This window comes from Micromonospora aurantiaca ATCC 27029, assembly GCF_000145235.1.
GTDB lineage: Bacteria > Actinomycetota > Actinomycetes > Mycobacteriales > Micromonosporaceae > Micromonospora > Micromonospora aurantiaca.
On the sequence record NC_014391.1, the window covers coordinates 2574366 to 2594005 of the forward strand.

Below are 19640 nucleotides of genomic sequence, written 5' to 3' on the forward strand. Positions count from 1 at the left end.
ATCGGCGAGCTGGTGTCGATCAAGGGCCCGGACCCGGGCCGGACCCGGGCCGGACCCGGGCCGGACCCGGGCCGGACCCGGGCCGGAGGAGGGCCGGAGGAGGCCCGGGAGAGGGCCACGGGAGCGCCGGGGGAGGGCCGGCACCGGCCCCACGTGCGCCGACAGCGGGTGCGACGCCGGCTCACGGTCCGGATGGTGTTACCGTGGAATCCCGTGGATCGCGTGATCACTCTGCTGATCGGCACGGCGGTTCGCACGACCGCTACGGACGACACGGGAGCAGGCCTTGGCCCCAACAGCACGGACGACCAGGCACATTTTCGTCACCGGGGGCGTCGCCTCCTCGCTGGGTAAGGGCCTCACCGCCTCCAGCCTCGGCAGTCTGCTGACCGCGCGCGGACTGCGCGTGGTGATGCAGAAGCTCGACCCGTACCTGAACGTCGACCCCGGGACGATGAACCCGTTCCAGCACGGCGAGGTCTTCGTCACCGAGGACGGCGCCGAGACCGACCTCGACGTCGGCCACTACGAGCGGTTCCTCGACCGGGACCTCTCCGGCAAGGCGAACGTCACCACCGGCCAGATCTACTCGGCGGTGATCGCCAAGGAGCGGCGCGGGGAGTACCTCGGCGACACGGTGCAGGTCATCCCGCACATCACCAACGAGATCAAGGCCCGCATCCGCGGCATGGCGGACCCGGACGCCGACGGCCAGGTGCCCGACGTGGTGATCACCGAGGTCGGCGGCACTGTCGGCGACATCGAGTCGCTGCCGTTCCTGGAGTCGATCCGGCAGATCCGCCACGACCTGGGCCGGGACAACTGCTTCTACCTGCACGTGTCGCTGGTGCCGTACCTGGCGCCGTCGGGCGAGCTGAAGACCAAGCCGACCCAGCACTCGGTGGCGCAGCTGCGCAGCATCGGCATCCAGCCCGACGCGCTGGTGCTGCGCTGCGACCGGGAGATCCCGGAGAAGGTCAAGGAGAAGCTGTCGCTGTACTGCGACGTCGACCGGGAGGCGGTCACCGCCGCGCCGGACGCGCCGAGCATCTACGACATCCCGAAGGTGCTGCACCGCGAGGGCCTCGACGCGTACGTGGTGCGCCGGCTCGGCCTGTCGTTCCGCGACGTGGACTGGACCCGCTGGGACGACCTGCTGGAGCGGGTGCACCAGCCCCGGCACACGATCACCGTCGCGCTCGTCGGCAAGTACGTCGACCTGCCCGACGCGTACCTGTCGGTCAGCGAGGCGATCCGGGCGGCCGGGTTCGGCCACCGCGCCCGGGTGCAGCTCAAGTGGGTGCCCAGCGACGACTGCGTGACCCCGGCGGGTGCCGCCGCCGCGCTGTCCGGCGTCGACGGCATCGTGATCCCCGGCGGCTTCGGCGTCCGCGGCATCGAGGGCAAGGTCGGCACCGCCCGGTACGCGCGGGAGAACGGCATCCCGCTGCTGGGCCTCTGCCTCGGCCTCCAGTGCATGACCATCGAGGTGGCCCGGCACCTGGCCAACCTCGACGGGGCGAACTCGCTGGAGTTCGACGAGGAGGCCGTGCACCCGGTCATCGCCACCATGGCCGACCAGGAGGACATCGTCGCCGGGCGTGGCGACCTGGGCGGCACCATGCGGCTCGGGGCGTACCCGGCGAAGCTGGCCGAGGGCTCGATCGTCGCCGAGGCGTACGGCAGCACCGAGGTCAGCGAGCGGCACCGGCACCGGTACGAGGTGAACAACGCCTACCGCGACCAGCTCACCAAGGCCGGCCTGACCATCTCCGGCACGTCGCCGGACGGGCGGCTGGTCGAGTTCGTCGAGCTGGACCGCAACCTGCACCCCTTCTTCGTGGCCACCCAGGCGCACCCGGAGCTCAAGAGCCGCCCCACCCGGCCGCACCCGCTGTTCGCCGCGTTCGTCGGCGCCGCCGTGGCGTACTCGCAGGCCGACCAGCTGCCGGTGGACCTGGACGGCGCGTCGAAGAAGGCCGGCCGCGGCGGTGGCGCGAAGGCGTCCGCGAAGTGAGCGGCCGGTCCGCGCGGGCACGCGGGGAGGCGGCGTGAGCGGCGTCGAGCACCGGTACGAGGTGACCGGCCGCCGGGAGATCTGGTCCGGCCGGATCTTCTCCGTGGTCAGCGACGACGTCACCATGCCCGGCGGCGGCAGCGCGACCCGCGACTACGTGCGGCACGTCGGCGCGGTCGCCGTGGTGGCGCTCGACGACGCCGGTCAGGTGGTGCTGATCCGCCAGTACCGGCACCCGGTCGGCCGGCACCTGTGGGAGCTGCCCGCCGGGCTGATGGACGTCGGCGGCGAGGACCTGGCCGCCGCCGCGCTGCGGGAGCTGGCCGAGGAGGCGGACCTGACCGCCGGGCGCGTCGACGTGCTCGTCGACCTGCACAGCTCGCCCGGTTTCGCCGACGAGGTGGTGCGGGTGTTCCTGGCCCGCGACCTCGCCGACGTGCCGGCCGATCAGCGGCACGACCGGCACGACGAGGAGGCCGACCTCCAGGTGGTCCGCGTGGACCTGGACGAGGCGGTGCGGATGGTGCTGGCCGGCGAGATCACCAACGCGTCCTGCGTGGCCGGGCTGCTCGCCGCCGCCCGCGCCCGCGACACCGGCTTCACCGAGCTGCGCCGCCCGGAGGCGCCGCTGCCGCGCTGATCCGCAAACGACGAGGGGCCGCCCGGCGCACTGCGCCGGGCGGCCCCTTCCGTGCGCCTGTGGTCAGTCGCGCAGAGGGCGTCCCTGCCCGTCGACACCGCCGTTGACGAGGATCAGGATGCCGTCGACGAGGCCCCAGATCGCGCCGAAGCCGCACGTCACGAGCGTGACGATGAGCTGGATGACACCGGTCTTGGTGTCGCCCATGTAGAACCGGCCGATGCCGAAGCCGCCGAGCAGGATCTGAAGCACACCCGCGACGACCTTGCTCTTGTCCGAGACGCCCTGCGGGTACTGCTGATAAGGAGTGGTCATGAGCGGACACAATAGTGATCGGTTCACGTCCTGTCGGCCTCGCCGCTCAGCCGATGGGAAGATGTCATCGAACTTTGTCCTCTCGGCGGATGGCGTCTCCACCGGGCAGTCCGAGGCATGCCTGACACACCGTCAGGACCAGCGGGCACCGGATGTCACAGTGTCGCCGCCCGTGGGCTTCCCACGGGCCTAGACTGCCGCCGGCGGGACAGGCGGACCGCGCCGGCAACGGAGCCGGCGCGGCCGCGCAGTCGGGGGTGAGCCGCCCCGGAGGAAGGTGTCTGCATCGTGAAGGTCGGAATCCCCCGCGAGGTCAAGAACCACGAGTACCGGGTGGCGATCACGCCCGCCGGCGTCAACGAGTTCACCCGCCACGGCCACGAGGTCTTCGTGGAGGCAGGCGCCGGAGTCGGTTCCAGCATCACCGACGACGAGTTCGCCGCCGCCGGCGCGAAGATCCTGGCCACCGCCGACGAGGTGTGGGACACCGCCGATCTGGTGCTGAAGGTCAAGGAGCCGATCGCCGAGGAGTACCACCGGATGCGCGAGGGGCAGGTGCTGTTCACCTACCTGCACCTGGCCGCGTCCCGCGAGTGCACCGACGCGCTGGTCGACCGGAAGGTCACCGGCATCGCGTACGAGACGGTCGAGCTGCCCGACCGCTCGCTGCCGCTGCTCGCCCCGATGTCCGAGGTGGCCGGCCGCCTCGCCCCGCAGGTGGGCGCCTTCTACATGATGCGTACCGGCGGCGGGCGGGGCGTGCTGCCCGGCGGCGTCTCCGGTGTGTACGCGGCCAAGACCGTGGTCATCGGCGCGGGCGTGTCCGGCCTGAACGCCGCCGCCATCGCGCTCGGCCTGCAGTCCGAGGTGCTGCTGCTGGACAAGAACGTGGCCCGGCTGCGCCAGGCCGACGCCATCTACCGGGGCCACCTGCAGACCGTCGCCTCCAACGCGTACGAGATCGAGCGGGCCGTGCTCGACGCGGACCTGGTCATCGGCGCGGTGCTGGTGCCCGGCGCGAAGGCCCCGAAGCTCATCTCCAACGAGCTGGTCTCCCGGATGAAGCCGGGCAGCGTGCTCGTCGACATCGCCATCGACCAGGGCGGCTGCTTCGAGGACTCGCGCCCGACCACGCACGCCGACCCGGTCTACAAGGTCCACGACTCGATCTTCTACTGCGTGGCGAACATGCCCGGGGCGGTGCCGAACACCAGCACCTACGCGCTGACGAACGTCACCCTGCCGTACGCCCTCGAACTGGCGAACCAGGGCTGGCAGCAGGCGCTGCGCAACGACCCGGCGCTGGCCCTTGGTCTGAACACCCACGCCGGCAAGGTCGTCTACGGCCCGGTCGCCGAGGCGCACGGCATGGACGTGCTGCCGCTGGACGAGGTGCTGAGCTGACCGACGCCGCCGTGCGCAGGGCCGGCGCGGAACCCGCGCCGGCCCTGCGCCGTGCGGTCCGGACCTACCTGGACCACCTCACGGTCGAACGCGGGCTGTCCGCGAACACGCTCGCCTCGTACCGCCGCGACTTGGACCGCTACCTCGCCACATTGGCCGCGGCCGGGGTGGACGACCTGGCCGCCGCCGGGCCCGCGCAGGTCGAGGCCCACCTGGCCCGGCTGCGCGCCGGCGACGACGACCACCCGCCGCTCGCCGTCTCCTCCGCCGCCCGCGCGGCCAGCGCGGTCCGCGGCCTGCACCGCTTCGCGCTGCGCGAGGGACTCGCCGGCGCCGATCCCAGCCGCGACGTCCGCCCGCCCGCGCCGCCGCGACGGCTGCCCCGCGCGCTGCCCGTCGACGCGGTCCTGCGGCTGCTGGAGGCCGCCGGCACACCCGGCGCCACCGGCGACGCCGCCGCCCGCGCGCTGCGCGACCGGGCGCTGCTGGAATTCCTGTACGGCACCGGCGCGCGCATCTCCGAGGCGGTCGGCGCGGCCGTCGACGACCTCGACCTGGACGCCGGCACGGTGCTGCTGCGCGGCAAGGGCGGCCGGACCCGGCTGGTCCCGGTCGGCGGGTACGCGGCCGACGCGCTGCGCGCCTGGCTGGTCCGGGGCCGCCCGGCGCTGCTCGCCGCCGGGCGCGGCACCCACGCGGTGTTCGTGAACGCGCGTGGCGGCCCGCTCACCCGGCAGGGCGCCTGGGCCGTGCTGCGTACCGCCGCCGCACGTGCCGGCCTGCCGGTCGACGGGCCCGACGCGGTCTCCCCGCACACGCTGCGCCACTCGTACGCCACCCACCTGCTCGACGGCGGCGCGGACGTGCGGGTGGTGCAGGAACTGCTCGGCCACGCCTCGGTGACCACCACCCAGGTCTACACGCTGGTGACTGTGGAGCGGCTGCGCGAGGTGTACGCGACAGCCCACCCCCGCGCCCGCTGAGTGCCGACGTGGCCGGACCTGGCTGACGGGCGGCCGACACGCCGACCCGCTACCGAACGCGCTGCTGGCCGGTGGCGTACAGTCGGCATCGGCGCGGGCCTCCAGGTACGACGGACCGGGGGTGCGCAGCGGCGCCGCGAGGGACGTCGGACGGCTCCGACGCCGGGTGGTCGTCGGGAGGGGGCAACGAGGACATGGCAGGAAACGGTGACCGTGCCGAGACCTGGACGTCGGAGCTCCGTGAGCAGCAGGCGACGCTCGGTGCCGATCTCGGCCCCGCCGACCCGGCCGCGTACACCATGCGCAAGCCGATCCCCGAACCCATGCCGACCGACCGGCACGGCCCGGCGCGGATCATCGCGATGGCCAACCAGAAGGGCGGCGTCGGCAAGACCACGACGACCATCAACCTGGGCGCGGCCCTGGCCGAGTACGGCCGCAAGGTGCTGCTCGTCGACTTCGACCCGCAGGGCGCCCTCTCCGTCGGGCTGGGCGTCAACCCGCACAACCTGGACCTGTCGGTCTACAACCTGCTGATGCAGGACGACGTCACCGCCGAGGACGTCCTCATCAAGACCGACGTGGCCGGGCTGCACCTGCTGCCCGCCAACATCGACCTCTCCGCCGCCGAGATCCAGCTGGTCAACGAGGTCGCCCGGGAGATGGCCCTGGCGCGGGTGCTGCGGACCATCCGCAAGGAGTACGACTTCATCCTGATCGACTGCCAGCCCTCGCTGGGCCTGCTGGCGATCAACGCGCTGACCGTCGCGCACGGCGTGCTCATCCCGCTGGAGTGCGAGTTCTTCAGCCTGCGCGGTGTGGCGCTGCTGCTGGACACCATCGACAAGGTGCGCGAGCGGCTCAACTTCGACCTGGAACTCGAAGGCATCCTCGCCACCATGTACGACAGCCGCACCACCCACTGCCGCCAGGTGCTCCAGCGGGTGGTCGAGGCGTTCGGCGACAAGGTCTACCAGACCGTCATCACCAAGACGGTGAAGTTCCCCGAGTCCACGGTGGCCGGTGCGCCGATCACCACCCTCGACCCGGCCTCCTCCGGCGCGCGCAACTACCGGCAGCTCGCCCGGGAGGTCATCGCCGCCCAGGCGGACCGGTAGGGCGCACGCCGGCCGCCCGCCGCGTCGTCTACGGTTTCCCGGTGACCGCACCGCCCCTCGACCCGCCGCACGGCCCCGGCGACCCCGCCGTCGCCGCGGAGCTGGCCGCCGAGGTCGACGGTGTGGTGCCCGCCGAGCCGGGCACCGGCGAACAGACGAGTGGCTTCACGGTCCGGCTCGACAACTTCACCGGCCCGTTCGACCTGCTGCTCCAGCTGATCAGCAAGCACAAGCTGGACGTCACCGAGGTCGCGCTGCACAAGGTCACCGACGAGTTCATCGCGTACCTGCGCGCCATGGGCGACCAGTGGGACCTGGACGAGACGAGCGAGTTCCTGCTCGTCGCCGCGACACTGCTGGACCTGAAGGCGGCCCGGCTGCTGCCCTCGGCCGAGGTCGAGGACGAGGAGGACCTGGCGCTGCTGGAGGCGCGGGACCTGCTGTTCGCCCGGCTGCTGCAGTACAAGGCGTACAAGGAGGCCGCCGCGCACATCGCCGAGCTGGAGGCGGTCGGCGGCCGGCGCTACCCGCGGGCGGTCACACTCGAACCGCGGTACGCCGAGGCGCTGCCCGACCTGGTACTCGGCATCGGTCCCGAGCGGCTGCGCAAGCTCGCGGTCAAGGCGATGAGCCCGAAACCGGTACCCGAGGTCTCAATCGCCCACGTGCACATGGTCCGGGTCAGCGTCCGGGAACACGCCGGCATCATCGCCGACCGGCTGCGCCGCGCCGGGATCGCCACGTTCTCGCTGCTCTGCGCCGACTGCGAGATGACGCTCGAGGTGGTGGCCCGGTTCCTGGCGCTGCTGGAGCTGTACCGGCAGGGTCTCGTGGCGTTCGTGCAGGAGCAGGCGCTGGAGGAACTCACTGTCCGCTGGACCGGCCCGGCCGACGGCGATGCCGAGCTGACAGTCGACGAGTACGCCGGCAGCCCCGAACCCACGACCACGTCCGTCCCCGCCGCGCCGGCCGACGACTCGGCTGCTCCGGCCGAGGACGCTGCCGCGGTGGCCGGCGATGCCGCCGAATCCGCTGGCGCCACCGTGCCGGGCGACGTCGTCGCAGTTGCCGCATCCGACGCCGCCGTGCCCATCGAGCCGGCGGACGAACCCGCACCGACGCAGGAGTGAACGGATGAGCGACGAGGAACGGCGCGACTCCCTGGCCGACCAGGCCGCCGCCTGGGTGCCCCCGTGGGAGCGCCCGGCCCCGCCCCGGCCTGACCCGGACAACTCCGACGCGGCCGCCGAGCAGCCGGAACCCGAGATCGCGGACACCGCCGGTTACCGGGAAGCAGATCTCGACGCGACACCGGATTCCTCGGCGGATCTTGGAAGCGAAGGGCCCCCAGAGGGGCCCATTCCTTCCAAGATCGCCACAACCGGCCCAGCCACGCCGGATCTTGGTACGGGAGCGCCCTTTGAAGGGCGGGACCGTACCAAGATCTCGGGAGAGGTGGGGGACGACGCCGGCACGACGGCGCCGGTCGCCGCGGAGCAGCGGGCGGGTGGGGGAGCGGGGGCTGACGGCGTACCCCCTAAGCGGGGACGGCGGCGGGCCGTGCCGGAACCGGCGCCCGCGCCCGTCCTGGACGACGCGGAGCTGCGCGGCGCCCTGGAGGCGATCCTGCTCGTGGTGGACCAGCCGGTCAGCGAGCTGGTCCTGGCCGAGATCCTCGAACAGGCGCCGGAGCGGGTCGGCGCGATGCTCGACGAGATCGCCGCCGGATACACAGCGGCCGGGCACGGGTTCGACCTGCGCCGGGCCGCGGGTGGCTGGCGTCTCTACACCCGGCCGGAATACGCGACGTACGTGGAACGGTTCGTACTGGACGGGCAGTCCGTGCGGCTGACCCAGGCCGCGCTGGAGACCCTCGCCGTGGTCGCCTACCGGCAGCCGGTGACCCGTTCCCGCATCTCGGCCATCCGGGGTGTCAACTGCGACGGGGTGCTCCGTACCCTGGTGGGTCGCGGCCTGGTCGAGGAGTGCGGCACCGAAGCGGACAGCGGCGCCTACCTCTACCGGACCACCACCATGTTCCTGGAGAAGCTGGGGCTGAACTCGGTGGACGACCTGCCGCCGCTCGCCCCGTTCCTTCCCGACGACGTAGAAGAGCTTGCCGATGCGACGCGATGACCGTGCCCCGAAGCCCGACGCCCCCGTGTACGAGGGCGCCGAGCGCCTCCAGAAGGTGCTCGCCGCCGCGGGGGTGGGTTCCCGGCGCGCCTGTGAGGACCTGATCTTCCGGCGCCGGGTCACAGTCAACGGGCGGGTGGCGCAGCTCGGCGACAAGGCCGACCCGGCCCGCGACGTGATCGTCGTCGACGGGGAGCGGCTCCAGGCCGACGTCCGCCTGGTCTACGTGGCGATGAACAAGCCGCGCGGGGTGGTCACCACCATGGCCGACGAGAAGGGCCGCACCGAGCTCGCCGACTTCATCGGCGCGCGGCTGGAACAGCGGGTCTACCACGTCGGGCGGCTGGACGCCGACAGTGAGGGCCTGCTCCTGCTCACCAACGACGGCACCCTCGCCCACAAGCTCATGCACCCGTCGTACGAGGTACTCAAGACCTACCTCGCCGAGGTGGCCGGGCCGATCCCGCGCAACCTGGGCAAGCGGCTGACCGCCGGCGTCGAGCTGGAGGACGGGCCGGTGAAGGTCGACGGGTTCAAGGTGGTCGACACGCTTGGCAAAACCGCCCAGGTGGAGCTGACCCTGCACGAGGGGCGCAAGCACATCGTCCGGCGCCTGATGGCCGAGGTGGGACACCCGGTGAGCCGTCTGATCCGTACCTCGATCGGTCCGATCAAGCTCGGCGACCTGCGCACCGGGCGGATGCGGCGGCTGACCAACGCGGAGGTCGCCGCCCTGTTCAAGGCCGTGGGTGACTGACCCCGACGATCGGGGTACGGCTCCCGGTAGGCTTCGACGCGGTCCGCGGACCGGCACACGCCGGCCCGGTGGGACGCCCGCGCGGCGCGGGCACGATTCAAGACGGAACATCCGCTCAACGGCGCCCGACACACCGGGCGACCCGCGAGGTACGGGCTGAGGAGGACAACGGTGGAGGAAAACGTACCGGCCGGGCGATGCGTGGTCGCTGTGGACGGGCCGTCCGGTTCGGGTAAGTCCACCGTGTCGCGGCGACTGGCCACGGGCCTCGGCGCCCGCTACCTCGACACCGGCGCCATGTACCGGGCGCTGACCTGGGCGGTCCTGCGCTCCGGCGTGGAACTCACCGACGCCGAGTCGGTGGCCAAGGTCGCCGCCGAGGCCGACCTCCGCATCGGCACCGACCCCCAGGGGTACGCCGTGACAGTCGACGGCACCGACGTGTCCACCGCCATCCGCGGCGCCGAGGTGACCGGAGCCGTCTCCGCGGTGGCCGCCGTCGCCGCCGTACGCGAGCTGCTCGTGGACCGGCAGCGGCGGGTGATCGCCGACGCGGGCCGGATCGTGGTCGAAGGCCGGGACATCGGCTCGGTGGTCGCGCCGGACGCGGACCTGAAGGTGTACCTGACCGCCTCCGAGGCGGCGCGCGCGAAGCGGCGCAGCGCCGAGGACGCCGCCGACGTCGCGGCGACCGCCGCCGACCTGGCCCGCCGGGACCGGCTCGACTCGACCCGCAAGGTCAACCCGCTGCAGCAGGCCCCTGACGCGGTGGTGCTGGACACCACCGAGCTGGGCATCGACGAGGTCGTGGCGCGTCTGCGGGACATGCTCACCGAGCGGGGTGCCGCGTGAGCGAGGACTTCGAAGGCTGGGTGGAGTTGCGCGAGCCGGAGGCCGACTCCGGTGAGCCGACCGGCCCGCAGCCGGTGGTGGCAGTGGTCGGCCGCCCCAACGTCGGCAAGTCCACGCTCGTCAACCGCATCATCGGCCGTCGGCAGGCGGTCGTGGAGGACATCCCCGGCGTGACCCGGGACCGGGTGCCCTACGACGCGCAGTGGAACGGCCGGGCGTTCACAGTCGTGGACACCGGCGGCTGGGAACCCGACGCCAAGGACCGTGCCGCGGCCATCGCCGCCCAGGCCGAGATCGCGGTGGTCACCGCCGACGTGGTGCTGTTCGTGGTGGACGCCATGGTCGGCTCGACCGACGTGGACGAGGCCGCGGTGAAGATGCTGCGCCGCAGCGCCAAGCCGGTCATCCTGGTCGCGAACAAGGCCGACAACACCACCATCGAGATGGAGGCGACCTCGCTGTGGTCGCTCGGCCTCGGTGAGCCGTTCCCGGTGTCGGCGCTGCACGGCCGCGGCTCCGGCGACCTGCTCGACGCCATCCTGGACGCGCTACCCGAGGCGCCGAAGATCGTGGAGAACCGGCCGCGCGGCCCGCGCCGGGTAGCCCTGGTCGGCCGCCCCAACGTCGGCAAGTCCAGCCTGCTCAACCGCTTCTCCGGCGAGGAGCGGGCGGTCGTCGACTCGGTCGCGGGCACCACAGTCGACCCGGTCGACAGCCTGGTCGAGATCGGCGGCGAGACGTGGCAGCTGGTCGACACCGCCGGTCTACGCAAGCGGGTCGGCAAGGCCAGCGGCACCGAGTACTACGCCAGCCTGCGCACCGCCTCGGCGATCGAGGCGGCCGAGGTCGCCGTGGTGCTGATCGACTCCAGCGAGGTGATCAGCGAGCAGGACCAGCGGATCCTCACCATGGTCGTCGAGTCCGGCCGGGCGCTGGTCATCGCGTTCAACAAGTGGGACCTGGTCGACGGTGACCGCCGCTACTACCTGGACAAGGAGATCGACCGGGAGCTGCGACGCATCCCCTGGGCGATCCGGCTGAACCTGTCCGCGAAGACCGGCCGCGCCGTCGACAAGCTCGCGCCCGCGCTGCGCAAGGCCCTGGCTAGCTGGGAGACGCGCATCCCGACCGCGCAGCTCAACCAGTGGCTCACCGCGCTGGTCCAGGCCACCCCGCACCCGGTACGCGGCGGACGCGCGCCACGCATCCTGTTCGCCACCCAGGCCGGGGCGGCGCCGCCGCGGTTCGTGCTGTTCACCACCGGGCCGCTGGACGCCGGCTACCAGCGCTTCGTCGAGCGCAAGCTCCGCGAGGAGTTCGGCTACGAGGGCAGCCCGATCGAGATCTCGGTACGCCCGCGCAAGAAGCTCGGCCCCGGCGGCCGAGGCAAGGCCCACGGCTGACCCCTGGTCGCCGCTTGTTGCCGCACGCCACCCTCCTAGGACGCTCTAGGGGGTGTGGCGCGCGGCGCGGGAGGGGCCTCTGCGCACGGTGCGAAGATCCTGCGCTAAGCTGTACCGGCTGCCGCGGGGGAGACCTGGCGGGGGCATCGGGACGTGGCGCAGCTTGGTAGCGCACTTGACTGGGGGTCAAGGGGTCGTCGGTTCGAATCCGGCCGTCCCGACGCAGGTCAGAGGCCATTCGGGATCTTCCGGGTGGCCTTTTCTGATCTTGTACAGCAGCGAAGTACTGCAACGGCTCATTGATCGAGGCTCTGGCCGAGCTTCCGCAGGGCCTCCCGGGTCGCCTTCGAGGAGACCTGGCTGTAGATCTCCATCGTGATCGAGAAGTCGGCGTGCCGCAGGATCGCCATGGCGACCCGGGGATGCACGTCCAGGTCGACCAGGAGGGAGCCACAGGTCCGCCGCGCGTCGTGGACCGTGATTTTCGGGACATCGGCATTTTGCGATCCGGGCATCGTAGGAGCGGTTGAAGTTCCGCGGTTCGACCGGCAACCCGTAGCGGGTCGTGAAGATCATGCCGGTGTCGTGCCACGCCTCGCCCGCCTTCTCCCGGGCCGCCTCCTGTTGCCGGTAGCGGTGCCGCAGGGCGGTAACGCAAATGGCCGGCAAGCGGTAGGGGGGCGTCGGACTCCTCGGTCTTGGTGGCCCGGTGCAGGAGTCGCCCGCGTACCCGTTGGAGCTGCTTGTCAATGACGAGGCTGATGTCGTGGCCGTCCCGACAGTGCTCGCAGAATTCCTCCCCATGCGGAGCGCAGGGCTTGTCCCAGCCGCTCCACTCGATGTGGTCCCAGGTGAGCCCGAGGACTTCGCCCTTGCGCAGGCCGAGCACCAGGACCAGGACGTAGGCCGCGTAGAGGTAGTCGTCGCCGTCGCGGGACGCTTCCAGGAAGGTGCGGGCTTCCTCGCTGCTCCACGACTTCCCTTTGCGGGCGCGGATCGGCGGATGCTTGACCAGTGCCGCCACATTCTTGGCGACCAGCTCCTCCACGACGGCCTGCGAGAGGGCGGAGCGGAGGACGGCGCGGATTCCCTTGACCGTCCGGGGCGAGGGGAGATCCTGGCAGCACCGGCCGACAGCGCAGCATTTCCGGTTCTCCGGTGGCCGGCGTTCGTCCTTGCCCTGGGCGCAGCACTGGCAGGTCTTGGCGACCTTGTTGAGCCACGGCATCCGCATCAAAACCGTCCGGTCCCACCTGAGCGTCAACGACCTGGCCACCCTCGTTCGCCAGGGCGCCGTCCCAGCCGGACCCGCACCCCTGCCGCCGATCGAGGACGGCGACGCCATCGAGGTCGAACGCTGCGTCAACCGAGGCGGCGGGGTCTCGCTGGGCCAACACATCGTCCTGGCCGCAGAGATCCTCGCCGGCCGCCGCGTCGGCATCCGCATCGAACCGACCACCCTCATGTTCTACGACCTGGACACCCGCGAACTGCTCCGCACCCGCGCCAACCCACTCAGCCCGGAACAGATGAAACGCCTCCGCGGTGCCCGACCGGCAGGACCACCACCACGACCCTCCATCGAACCCGTTCGGGTGCAACGGAGGGCTTCCAACAGCGGGATCATCATGGTCGCTGGCCAGAAGGTCGCCCTCGGCCGGCTGCACCGGCATCAGACCGTCACCGTGACCGTCTCCGAAACGACCCTGGCCATCGAACTCACCGACGACGACACCAAGGTCATCCGACGCTCCACCACCCAACCAGTCCGTAGCATCAAAGGCCAGCGACCGCGGATCGCTACCCACGTTTCCTAGACCACCCGTCGCACATCACCTGACGGAGCTGCGTCGCACATCAGCTGACGGATCACAGGCGCAGCCGATGATCTGTTGCCGAATTGGCCTGTACTAGATCAAGGCGCTCCGCGCGGCGCGGGCCGGGGCGCGGCAAACGGCTCCTGCGGAGCCGCCGCCCCGGCGCCATGGCGCCGGGGCGCCGGGGCGGAAAGTCAGCCGGCCCGAACCCCACGCCCCGCCCCGCGCGTCACCCCTGGGTCAGTGAGGTGACCCGTTGACGAGTCCCGAAGAACGACCAGGGGCCAAGCGGACACGCTCATCCGTTCCCGACGATCCAGAGACCCACGAAGACCAGCGACCACCACCGGTGGACGGAGTTGCCGAACAACCGCGGTTGGCCGCTGGAGCCCAAGGAGGGGGAAGGGGTGGAGGTGGTGAAAGGGGTTGAAGGGTGAGGGAGGGCGGGGTTAGAGCTGTGCCTCCGGCGGGGGCCAGACGACTCCAGGATGGAGTTGCCGAACGGTTTCGGCGGGTGGGTGGTTGAGGTGGGATGCCGTCCCGCCAGCCACCGACCCAGGCAAGCCGAGCAGACCAGGGCCAGGGCGACAAGGTCGTACGTCCGGTAGGCGCTCCACCTTGTCACCCTGGCCCTGGCCCGCTCCACCAAAGTGTGGGTCGGCGGCAGACAGTGAGGATGGTGAGGTGGGTCGCCGGGTTGGTCTGACTCACCGGCAGACCGACGGTTGCTGTCCTGATCCCGATTCGTCGGCCGGCCCGGTGGCCTCGGAAGCTGCATGTCATCGGCCAGGCGTCCTGACTTGATAGGAGCCTGTGCGAGAGGCGCCCACCACTGTGTTGTCGGATCGCCTGGCCGGTGACGTGTCCACGTGTTCTCGACGCGACCGAGAAGGGCGGACCTCACCAGCATGGCAGCGAAGAAGCGATCGGTCATCGGTGGTGTCGACACCCACCGCGATACCCACCACGCGGCGATCATCGACAGCACCGGCGGGCTCCTGGCGGATGCAGAGTTCCCCGCGACCAGCGACGGCTACGCGGACCTGCTGGCCTGGATGCGGTCCTTCGGTCGCCTGGTAGCGGTCGGGGTCGAGGGCACTGGTAGCTACGGTGCTGGTCTCGCCCGTCACCTGGGCAGCCGCAAGGTACCCGTGGTCGAGGTAGACCGTCCGGACCGCAGGACCCGCCGGGCCAAGGGCAAGTCCGACCCCATCGACGCCATCGCCGCAGCCAGGGCCACCCTCGCCGGCACGGCCATGGGCATCCCGAAGACCCGTACCGGTCCGGTCGAGGCCATCCGCGCCCTACGGGTCGCCCGCCACGGCGCGGTCAAGGCCCGCACCGCCGCGATCAACCAGATGCGGGGCCTGGTCGCCGCTGCCCCGGAAGCACTCCGGGCTGAGCTGACCAAACTCAGCGCCGCTGTTCTGGTCAACCGCTGCGCCATCCTCACCACCGACATGAGCCGACTCCACGACCCGGAACAAGCCACCGCTACCGCGCTGGCCGGGCTCGCGCGACGAGTGAAGGCTCTGACCGAGGAGATCCATGCTCTCGACCGGCAACTGACACCGCTGGTCCGCCGGACCGCACCTCGCACCAGCGCCCTGTTCGGCGTCGGCACCGACGTCGCCGCCCAACTCCTGACCACTGCCGGCGACAACCCCGACCGGCTCCACTCCGAGGCCGCCCTCGCCCACCTCTGCGGAGCGGCACCCATCCCCGCCAGCTCCGGACGGGTGCGCCGCCACCGCCTCCACCGAGGAGGCGACCGCGGCGCCAACCACGCCCTGCACACCATCGCCCTCTGCCGCCTGCGCTACGACGAACGCACCCGCGCCTACCAGCGACGACGCATCACCGAAGGCCTCAGCAAACAAGAGATCCTGCGCTGCCTCAAGCGCTACATCGTCCGAGACGTCTACACCGCCCTCCGCGCAGACTTCGCCGCCCTGACCACTTGACCCCCATAGGAGCATCGGGATGGCGGGAAAGCCTAGGCGCGGTGCTTCCTGTCGTCAGTTGAAGTACTCCACTTCCATACCGTGATCCCGTATCTGCTCGAACTCAAGCCGGTCGCCATGCAATTCGAGCAGATCTTGGAGGTTTCGATATGACATGTAATCGCCCGACTTAACGACATCCTTGCAGGTTTCGATCGCTTCTGCAAACCGACCCTGTCGAGCCAGGAAATTTACGAGGGAAATGTCTGCCCGTTCTTCTGGGCGTCCATCGTTGCGTAAAATGCGCTCTGCCTCAGCCAAGTCACCTTCCTTCTCTAGCTGTCTGGCGAGCGAAGACGACACATATTGGATCTTTCCGAGGACGCCACGGAGGTATTCCTTGGCGCGCTCGGGATTGCCCGCCTCTAGGTAGTGGTCCGCGAGCATCCGACCGCAAGAGGCGCACCCCTGAGCGTAGCGATCATTCAAAAGCTCAATGGCCTCCGTCGTTCGCTTGGCGCTAAAGAGGAATCGGGCCAGATCTTCATGAATCGAAACGCTGTTGTCGCAAGCTTCTACGCCGCGCCTAAGCGCAGACTCTGCGGCGTCCGTGTCGCCAAGCGAGGAGTGGAGGCGCTCAAGAATGTAGTAGCTGTACCAACTGCTCCTGTATTCAGAATCGTTCTCTATGAGACTATGAACTTGCGAAACACCTCGGCGCAGGACGGTCAAACATTCTTCGTTTCTGCCTCGTTCCGCAAGGAATTCCGCGAGCATTAGAAAGACCTCTAGCTCGGAGGAGTCAAGCGACCCCCACATTACTGCTTCGGCCTCGTCGAGCCTCCCACGTTTGATCAATTCTCTAATCAGTCTCGATGGTTCAACATCGTCAGCTCTTACTCCTTGATATAGGACCTTTAGCATTTCTTCTTCATCGCCTTCGGCATTCCTCCGCTCCAGTGCCTCCGCCAAGTCCCCGAAAGCGTATTCGTCGCCAAGGGTTAGTGCTTCTCGCAGCAGTGCGATCGACTCATCAAGGCGGCCCCGCTCGGTAAGCATTGCGGCGAATCCGATCCTCGCCTCAGGGGCATTGGCCGCGACTGCAGCCAGGTAGAAGCGCTCTGCGGTAGCAAAGAGTGTGCGGTCCTTGGCGCTATGCGCCATTTCGAGGAGAGCGTCAGGATTAGTCGTGTTTCGAAGGTATATGTCCCACACGGCCTTCGGGGGAAGTGTGGAGCGGCGATAATTGGTGCCGTACTGCAGTAGATAATCCGCGACACTCACGGCGTTAAACTCGCCGGGAAGGCATTCGCTGCCCTCTGGCATTAGGGCCGATGTCGCTCCTAGTAGCAGCGCGGTGGCGTACTTGAGCGAATCTTCGAACCAACTCGGACTTGCTTGAGCTCTCTCCGAGCTGGTCAAGTAGGCCGGTGCAAGATCGCGCAAGAGATCTAGAGAGACAGGGCTAGGCGTACCGAGCCTGACTGCGTCGATCGCCGCTGTGATAAGCGCTGCTTTGTAAGAATCAGGGGCAGCCGTCCACCGGCGTACCAACTCAGGCGCGGCCGCCAAGAACTGAGTCATGCCGTAGTCTTTTTCCTCAAGCGCTAAAGCGATCCTTGAGTCAACTCCTGCAACCACCCCGGCCCGCCGCCGTTCCGCAGTGGATAATCTGTCTGGAACCTCGACTATCTCTGCCAGTCGTAGTACTTCCCGCTCTCGAATATGGCTGCCATAGTCCATTGGCGACTCGGTGTAAAGCGCGTAACGATCTGGCCAGATAGTTCCCACGAATATTGTTGGTCCTTCACCTCCCAGCAGCTTCCGTACCGTACTAGGGTCGAGTCCGTTCTCTCCGGACATGTAGTTCTGAATTTCGTCAAGCCATACGATCGTCTGCGGAAGCGAGATTCCTGCCTGTGCGAGCTCCTTCAGCGTTGTGGCGTCTGAGGGATGCAGGAGTCTCCAATCTTCTGCAGTGGCGCGAATCGCCTCGTATAGCAGCCTAGTCTTGCCGCTTGACGATCGGCCGATAACTAGGACGAAGGCACCTTGTTTCATTCCCGTCGATATGAGGGTGCGAATGTCAGCGTCTGCGTCTCGGGGAACGTATGCGGGTAGGCTCGTGGGAGCCGACGTGCCGTCCGGTAGGCTGATCGACGAGTGCACCCCTAATCTGCGTGGGTTGCATTGAGCGACAGTCGGAAGTGCTGCTCGCGCACCGCGTTCTGCTGCTAGTACATCTTCAGCCTTCGCTTTCCGTGCTTCAAGCAACTCGCGCCTTCTGGCTCTAGACGCTCTCTCTGTCTCCAGGAGCTTGGATACCTCAGGCGCAAGGGCGGTAGCGAGTGCGATGACCACGGTCGAGAGCCACACCGGCCACCCAGCGCCCGCCCGACCAGCTAGCGTGCTACCGACAGCCAAGATCACTAGGGCTGCGGCCATCGTCGCAAGCCTGGCACCCGACCTCCATCGAGACTGCATTGCTCTACAGTGCCCTAGCGAGCCGATCTCGCGTTGCAGGCGCTCCGATCGGTCGTGACGCCACTGACGCACCCTGAAGGTGCGGTGGTGCTCGTCAGCAAGAAGTCAGCGGCACGGTTAGGTCCGACTAGGGCTGGACGGTCGTGGCCGGCGGTCGGCTCGAAGCAGTCAGCACTAGCCTGGGTGATTCACCGTGATCGCCAAGATGCGCTGTTCGTCGGCGTGTAGATGAGCGGAAGTGCCTGCCCTGCAAGGGAAACTTGTGATTGCGACATCTACAGGTTTCTCTCTGGGGGAGGCACTTCCGAGGTGCAGCTTACGGCGTGGTCGCGGGATCTGCGGGTTACCGCGGGTGGTTCGGGTGTGGTGTCGCACGTCGGTGCGGCGTTGCTGCGGTTGCTGGCGGATCGGGCCGGGTTGACCGTGGCGTTGTCGGCGGGGCTGGCCCGGGCCGGCTGGTGGCCGGTGCATGATCGGGGTCGGGTGCTGGTCGACCTCGCGGTGATGATCGCTGACGGTGGGGAAGCGATCGCGGACATCGACGTGCTGCGCCACCAGCAGGAGGTGTTCGGGTCGGTGGCCTCGGACACCACGGTGTGGCGGGCCCTGGACGAGATCGGCGTGGTGCAGCTGCGGCGCATCGCCAAGGCCCGGGCGAAGGTACGCGCCCGGATGTGGCAACTGTTCGGCGGCCCACCGGCGGCACGGGCGGCGGGCCGGGACATCGGCACCGGCGTGGTGGTCCTCGATGTGGATTCCACGATCGTGATCGCGCACAGCGACAAGGAAGGCGCCGCGGCCACCTACAAGCACACCTACGGCTTCCACCCGATCCTGGTCACCTGCGACAACACCGCCGAGCTGCTCGCCATCACGCTGCGGCCGGGCAACGCCGGCGCGAACACGGCCGCCGATCACCTCGACGTGCTCGCCCCAAGCCGTCGCGCAGGTCCCCGCGAAACACCGCCGGCACCTGCTCATCCGCGGTGACTCCGCCGCAGCCACCCACGCCGTCCTTGACTGGCCCCACGAGCAGGACAGCAAACGCGGCCGGCGGGTCGAGTACTCCCTCGGCTGGTCGATCGGCGAACCCGAACGCACCGCCATCACCGCCCTACCCGCCTCGGCGTGGTCGCCGGCGATCAACGCTGATGGCGGTGTGCGTGATGGCGCCGCCGTCGCCGAACTGACCGGCCTGCTGCCCCTGCCAGGCTGGCCGGCCGGGATGCGGGTCATCGTCCGGCGGGAGCGCCCCCACCCCGGCGCCCAACTGACCCTGTTCGAGGACCGCGATGGCTGGCGCTACACCGCCTTCGCCACCAACACCCCGGTAGGTGTCTTGCAGTGGTTGGAGGCCCGTCACCGGGCCCACGCCCGCGTCGAGGACCGGATCCGCTGCGCCAAGGACACCGGCCTGGGGCGGCTACCCTCCCGCGAGTTCGCCATCAACCAGGCCTGGTGCATTGCCGCAGCGATCGCCGTCGACCTCATCGCGTGGCTGCAGCTCATCGGCCTCGACGGCGACCTGGCCAAGGCCGAACCGAAACGGCTGCGCTACCGGATCCTGCACACCGCCGCCCGCCTCGTGCACGGCCAACGCCGCCGCACGCTGCGCATCCCGTCCAGGTGGCCCTGGGCCGAACAGATCACCGCCGCGTTCAACCGGATCGCGGCCATCCCCGACCCCGGCTGACCAACACAGCCGCTGCCCCAACAACCCGGAGGACCCCAGGAGACCACGCCCACCGCCGCGACAGACGGCCCACCACCA

15 protein-coding genes, 1 tRNA gene and 2 pseudogenes are annotated in these 19640 nt (G+C 69.6%); 14 read left to right on the plus strand and 4 right to left on the minus strand.

Going from position 1 to position 19640, the window contains the following annotated elements:
• The first annotated feature begins 286 nt into the window (after nucleotides 1–286).
• Both pyrG and MICAU_RS12075 read left to right on the plus strand, forming a co-directional pair.
• Complete coding sequence (pyrG, locus tag MICAU_RS12070; RefSeq protein WP_013285590.1) at nucleotides 287–2017, plus strand: CTP synthase; 1731 nt, start codon at nucleotides 287–289, stop codon at nucleotides 2015–2017.
• A 34-nt stretch (nucleotides 2018–2051) separates the two neighbouring features.
• The gene (locus MICAU_RS12075) at nucleotides 2052–2657 is read left to right on the plus strand and encodes an NUDIX domain-containing protein (RefSeq protein WP_013285591.1); all 606 of its coding nucleotides are present in this window, start codon (nucleotides 2052–2054) and stop codon (nucleotides 2655–2657) included.
• 63 nt (nucleotides 2658–2720) lie between these two features.
• On the opposite strand, the gene MICAU_RS12080 is transcribed toward MICAU_RS12075, so the two are convergent.
• A complete protein-coding gene (locus tag MICAU_RS12080; protein ID WP_030274369.1) occupies nucleotides 2721–2972 on the minus strand; it encodes a TM2 domain-containing protein in 252 nt (83 codons plus the stop codon).
• Nucleotides 2973–3260: 288 nt separating this feature from the next.
• Here MICAU_RS12080 and ald point away from each other — a divergent pair, with 288 nt between their 5' ends.
• The 9 genes from ald (at nucleotide 3261) to MICAU_RS12125 (ending at nucleotide 11846) form a co-directional block, all read left to right on the plus strand.
• On the plus strand, nucleotides 3261–4376 hold the full coding sequence (ald, locus tag MICAU_RS12085) for an alanine dehydrogenase (protein ID WP_013285593.1): 1116 nt from the start codon (nucleotides 3261–3263) through the stop codon (nucleotides 4374–4376).
• Between the two features lie 11 nt (nucleotides 4377–4387).
• Nucleotides 4388–5359, plus strand: coding sequence for a site-specific tyrosine recombinase XerD (locus MICAU_RS12090; RefSeq protein ID WP_013285594.1), 972 nt, complete (start codon nucleotides 4388–4390; stop codon nucleotides 5357–5359).
• 194 nt (nucleotides 5360–5553) lie between these two features.
• Nucleotides 5554–6477: a ParA family protein gene (locus MICAU_RS12095; protein WP_013285595.1), complete on the plus strand. Its 924-nt coding sequence runs from the start codon at nucleotides 5554–5556 to the stop codon at nucleotides 6475–6477.
• Nucleotides 6478–6518: 41 nt separating this feature from the next.
• Entirely contained in the window at nucleotides 6519–7607 is a 1089-nt protein-coding gene (locus MICAU_RS12100; RefSeq protein WP_013285596.1) for a segregation and condensation protein A, read from the plus strand.
• A 4-nt stretch (nucleotides 7608–7611) separates the two neighbouring features.
• Nucleotides 7612–8613: an SMC-Scp complex subunit ScpB gene (scpB, locus tag MICAU_RS31895; protein ID WP_013285597.1), complete on the plus strand. Its 1002-nt coding sequence runs from the start codon at nucleotides 7612–7614 to the stop codon at nucleotides 8611–8613.
• Entirely contained in the window at nucleotides 8600–9370 is a 771-nt protein-coding gene (locus tag MICAU_RS12110; RefSeq protein ID WP_013285598.1) for a pseudouridine synthase, read from the plus strand. Before scpB ends, MICAU_RS12110 begins: the two co-directional genes overlap by 14 nt.
• 171 nt (nucleotides 9371–9541) lie before the next feature.
• On the plus strand, nucleotides 9542–10222 hold the full coding sequence (cmk, locus tag MICAU_RS12115) for a (d)CMP kinase (RefSeq protein ID WP_013285599.1): 681 nt from the start codon (nucleotides 9542–9544) through the stop codon (nucleotides 10220–10222).
• Nucleotides 10219–11625 carry a ribosome biogenesis GTPase Der gene (gene der / locus MICAU_RS12120; protein ID WP_013285600.1) on the plus strand — a complete coding sequence of 469 codons (1407 nt, stop codon included), beginning with the start codon at nucleotides 10219–10221 and terminating at the stop codon, nucleotides 11623–11625. Before cmk ends, der begins: the two co-directional genes overlap by 4 nt.
• A gap of 147 nt (nucleotides 11626–11772) precedes the next feature.
• Nucleotides 11773–11846: transfer RNA gene (locus MICAU_RS12125), tRNA-Pro, on the plus strand.
• A 75-nt stretch (nucleotides 11847–11921) separates the two neighbouring features.
• Here the strand turns inward: MICAU_RS12125 and MICAU_RS33570 are convergent.
• Nucleotides 11922–12847 (minus strand): annotated as a pseudogene (locus tag MICAU_RS33570) (tyrosine-type recombinase/integrase); the annotation flags it as partial.
• Between MICAU_RS33570 and MICAU_RS31905 the strand changes: the two are divergent.
• Nucleotides 12801–13442: a hypothetical protein gene (locus MICAU_RS31905; RefSeq protein WP_174361707.1), complete on the plus strand. Its 642-nt coding sequence runs from the start codon at nucleotides 12801–12803 to the stop codon at nucleotides 13440–13442. The pseudogene MICAU_RS33570 and the gene MICAU_RS31905 sit on opposite strands and share 47 nt — an antisense overlap.
• Nucleotides 13443–13457: 15 nt before the next feature.
• On the opposite strand, the gene MICAU_RS33670 is transcribed toward MICAU_RS31905, so the two are convergent.
• Nucleotides 13458–13526, minus strand: a complete 69-nt coding sequence (locus MICAU_RS33670) for a hypothetical protein (protein WP_143025388.1) — start codon at nucleotides 13524–13526, stop codon at nucleotides 13458–13460.
• Between the two features lie 824 nt (nucleotides 13527–14350).
• Here MICAU_RS33670 and MICAU_RS12140 point away from each other — a divergent pair.
• Nucleotides 14351–15406, plus strand: a complete 1056-nt coding sequence (locus MICAU_RS12140; protein ID WP_013285601.1) for an IS110 family RNA-guided transposase — start codon at nucleotides 14351–14353, stop codon at nucleotides 15404–15406.
• Nucleotides 15407–15460: 54 nt separating this feature from the next.
• Here MICAU_RS12140 and MICAU_RS32455 read toward each other — a convergent pair whose 3' ends face one another.
• Nucleotides 15461–17761, minus strand: coding sequence for a tetratricopeptide repeat protein (locus MICAU_RS32455; protein WP_167545739.1), 2301 nt, complete (start codon nucleotides 17759–17761; stop codon nucleotides 15461–15463).
• A 417-nt stretch (nucleotides 17762–18178) separates the two neighbouring features.
• On the opposite strand from MICAU_RS32455, the pseudogene MICAU_RS12145 reads away from it, so the two are divergent.
• A pseudogene (locus tag MICAU_RS12145) lies at nucleotides 18179–19562 on the plus strand (IS1380 family transposase).
• Nucleotides 19563–19640 lie beyond the last annotated feature (78 nt).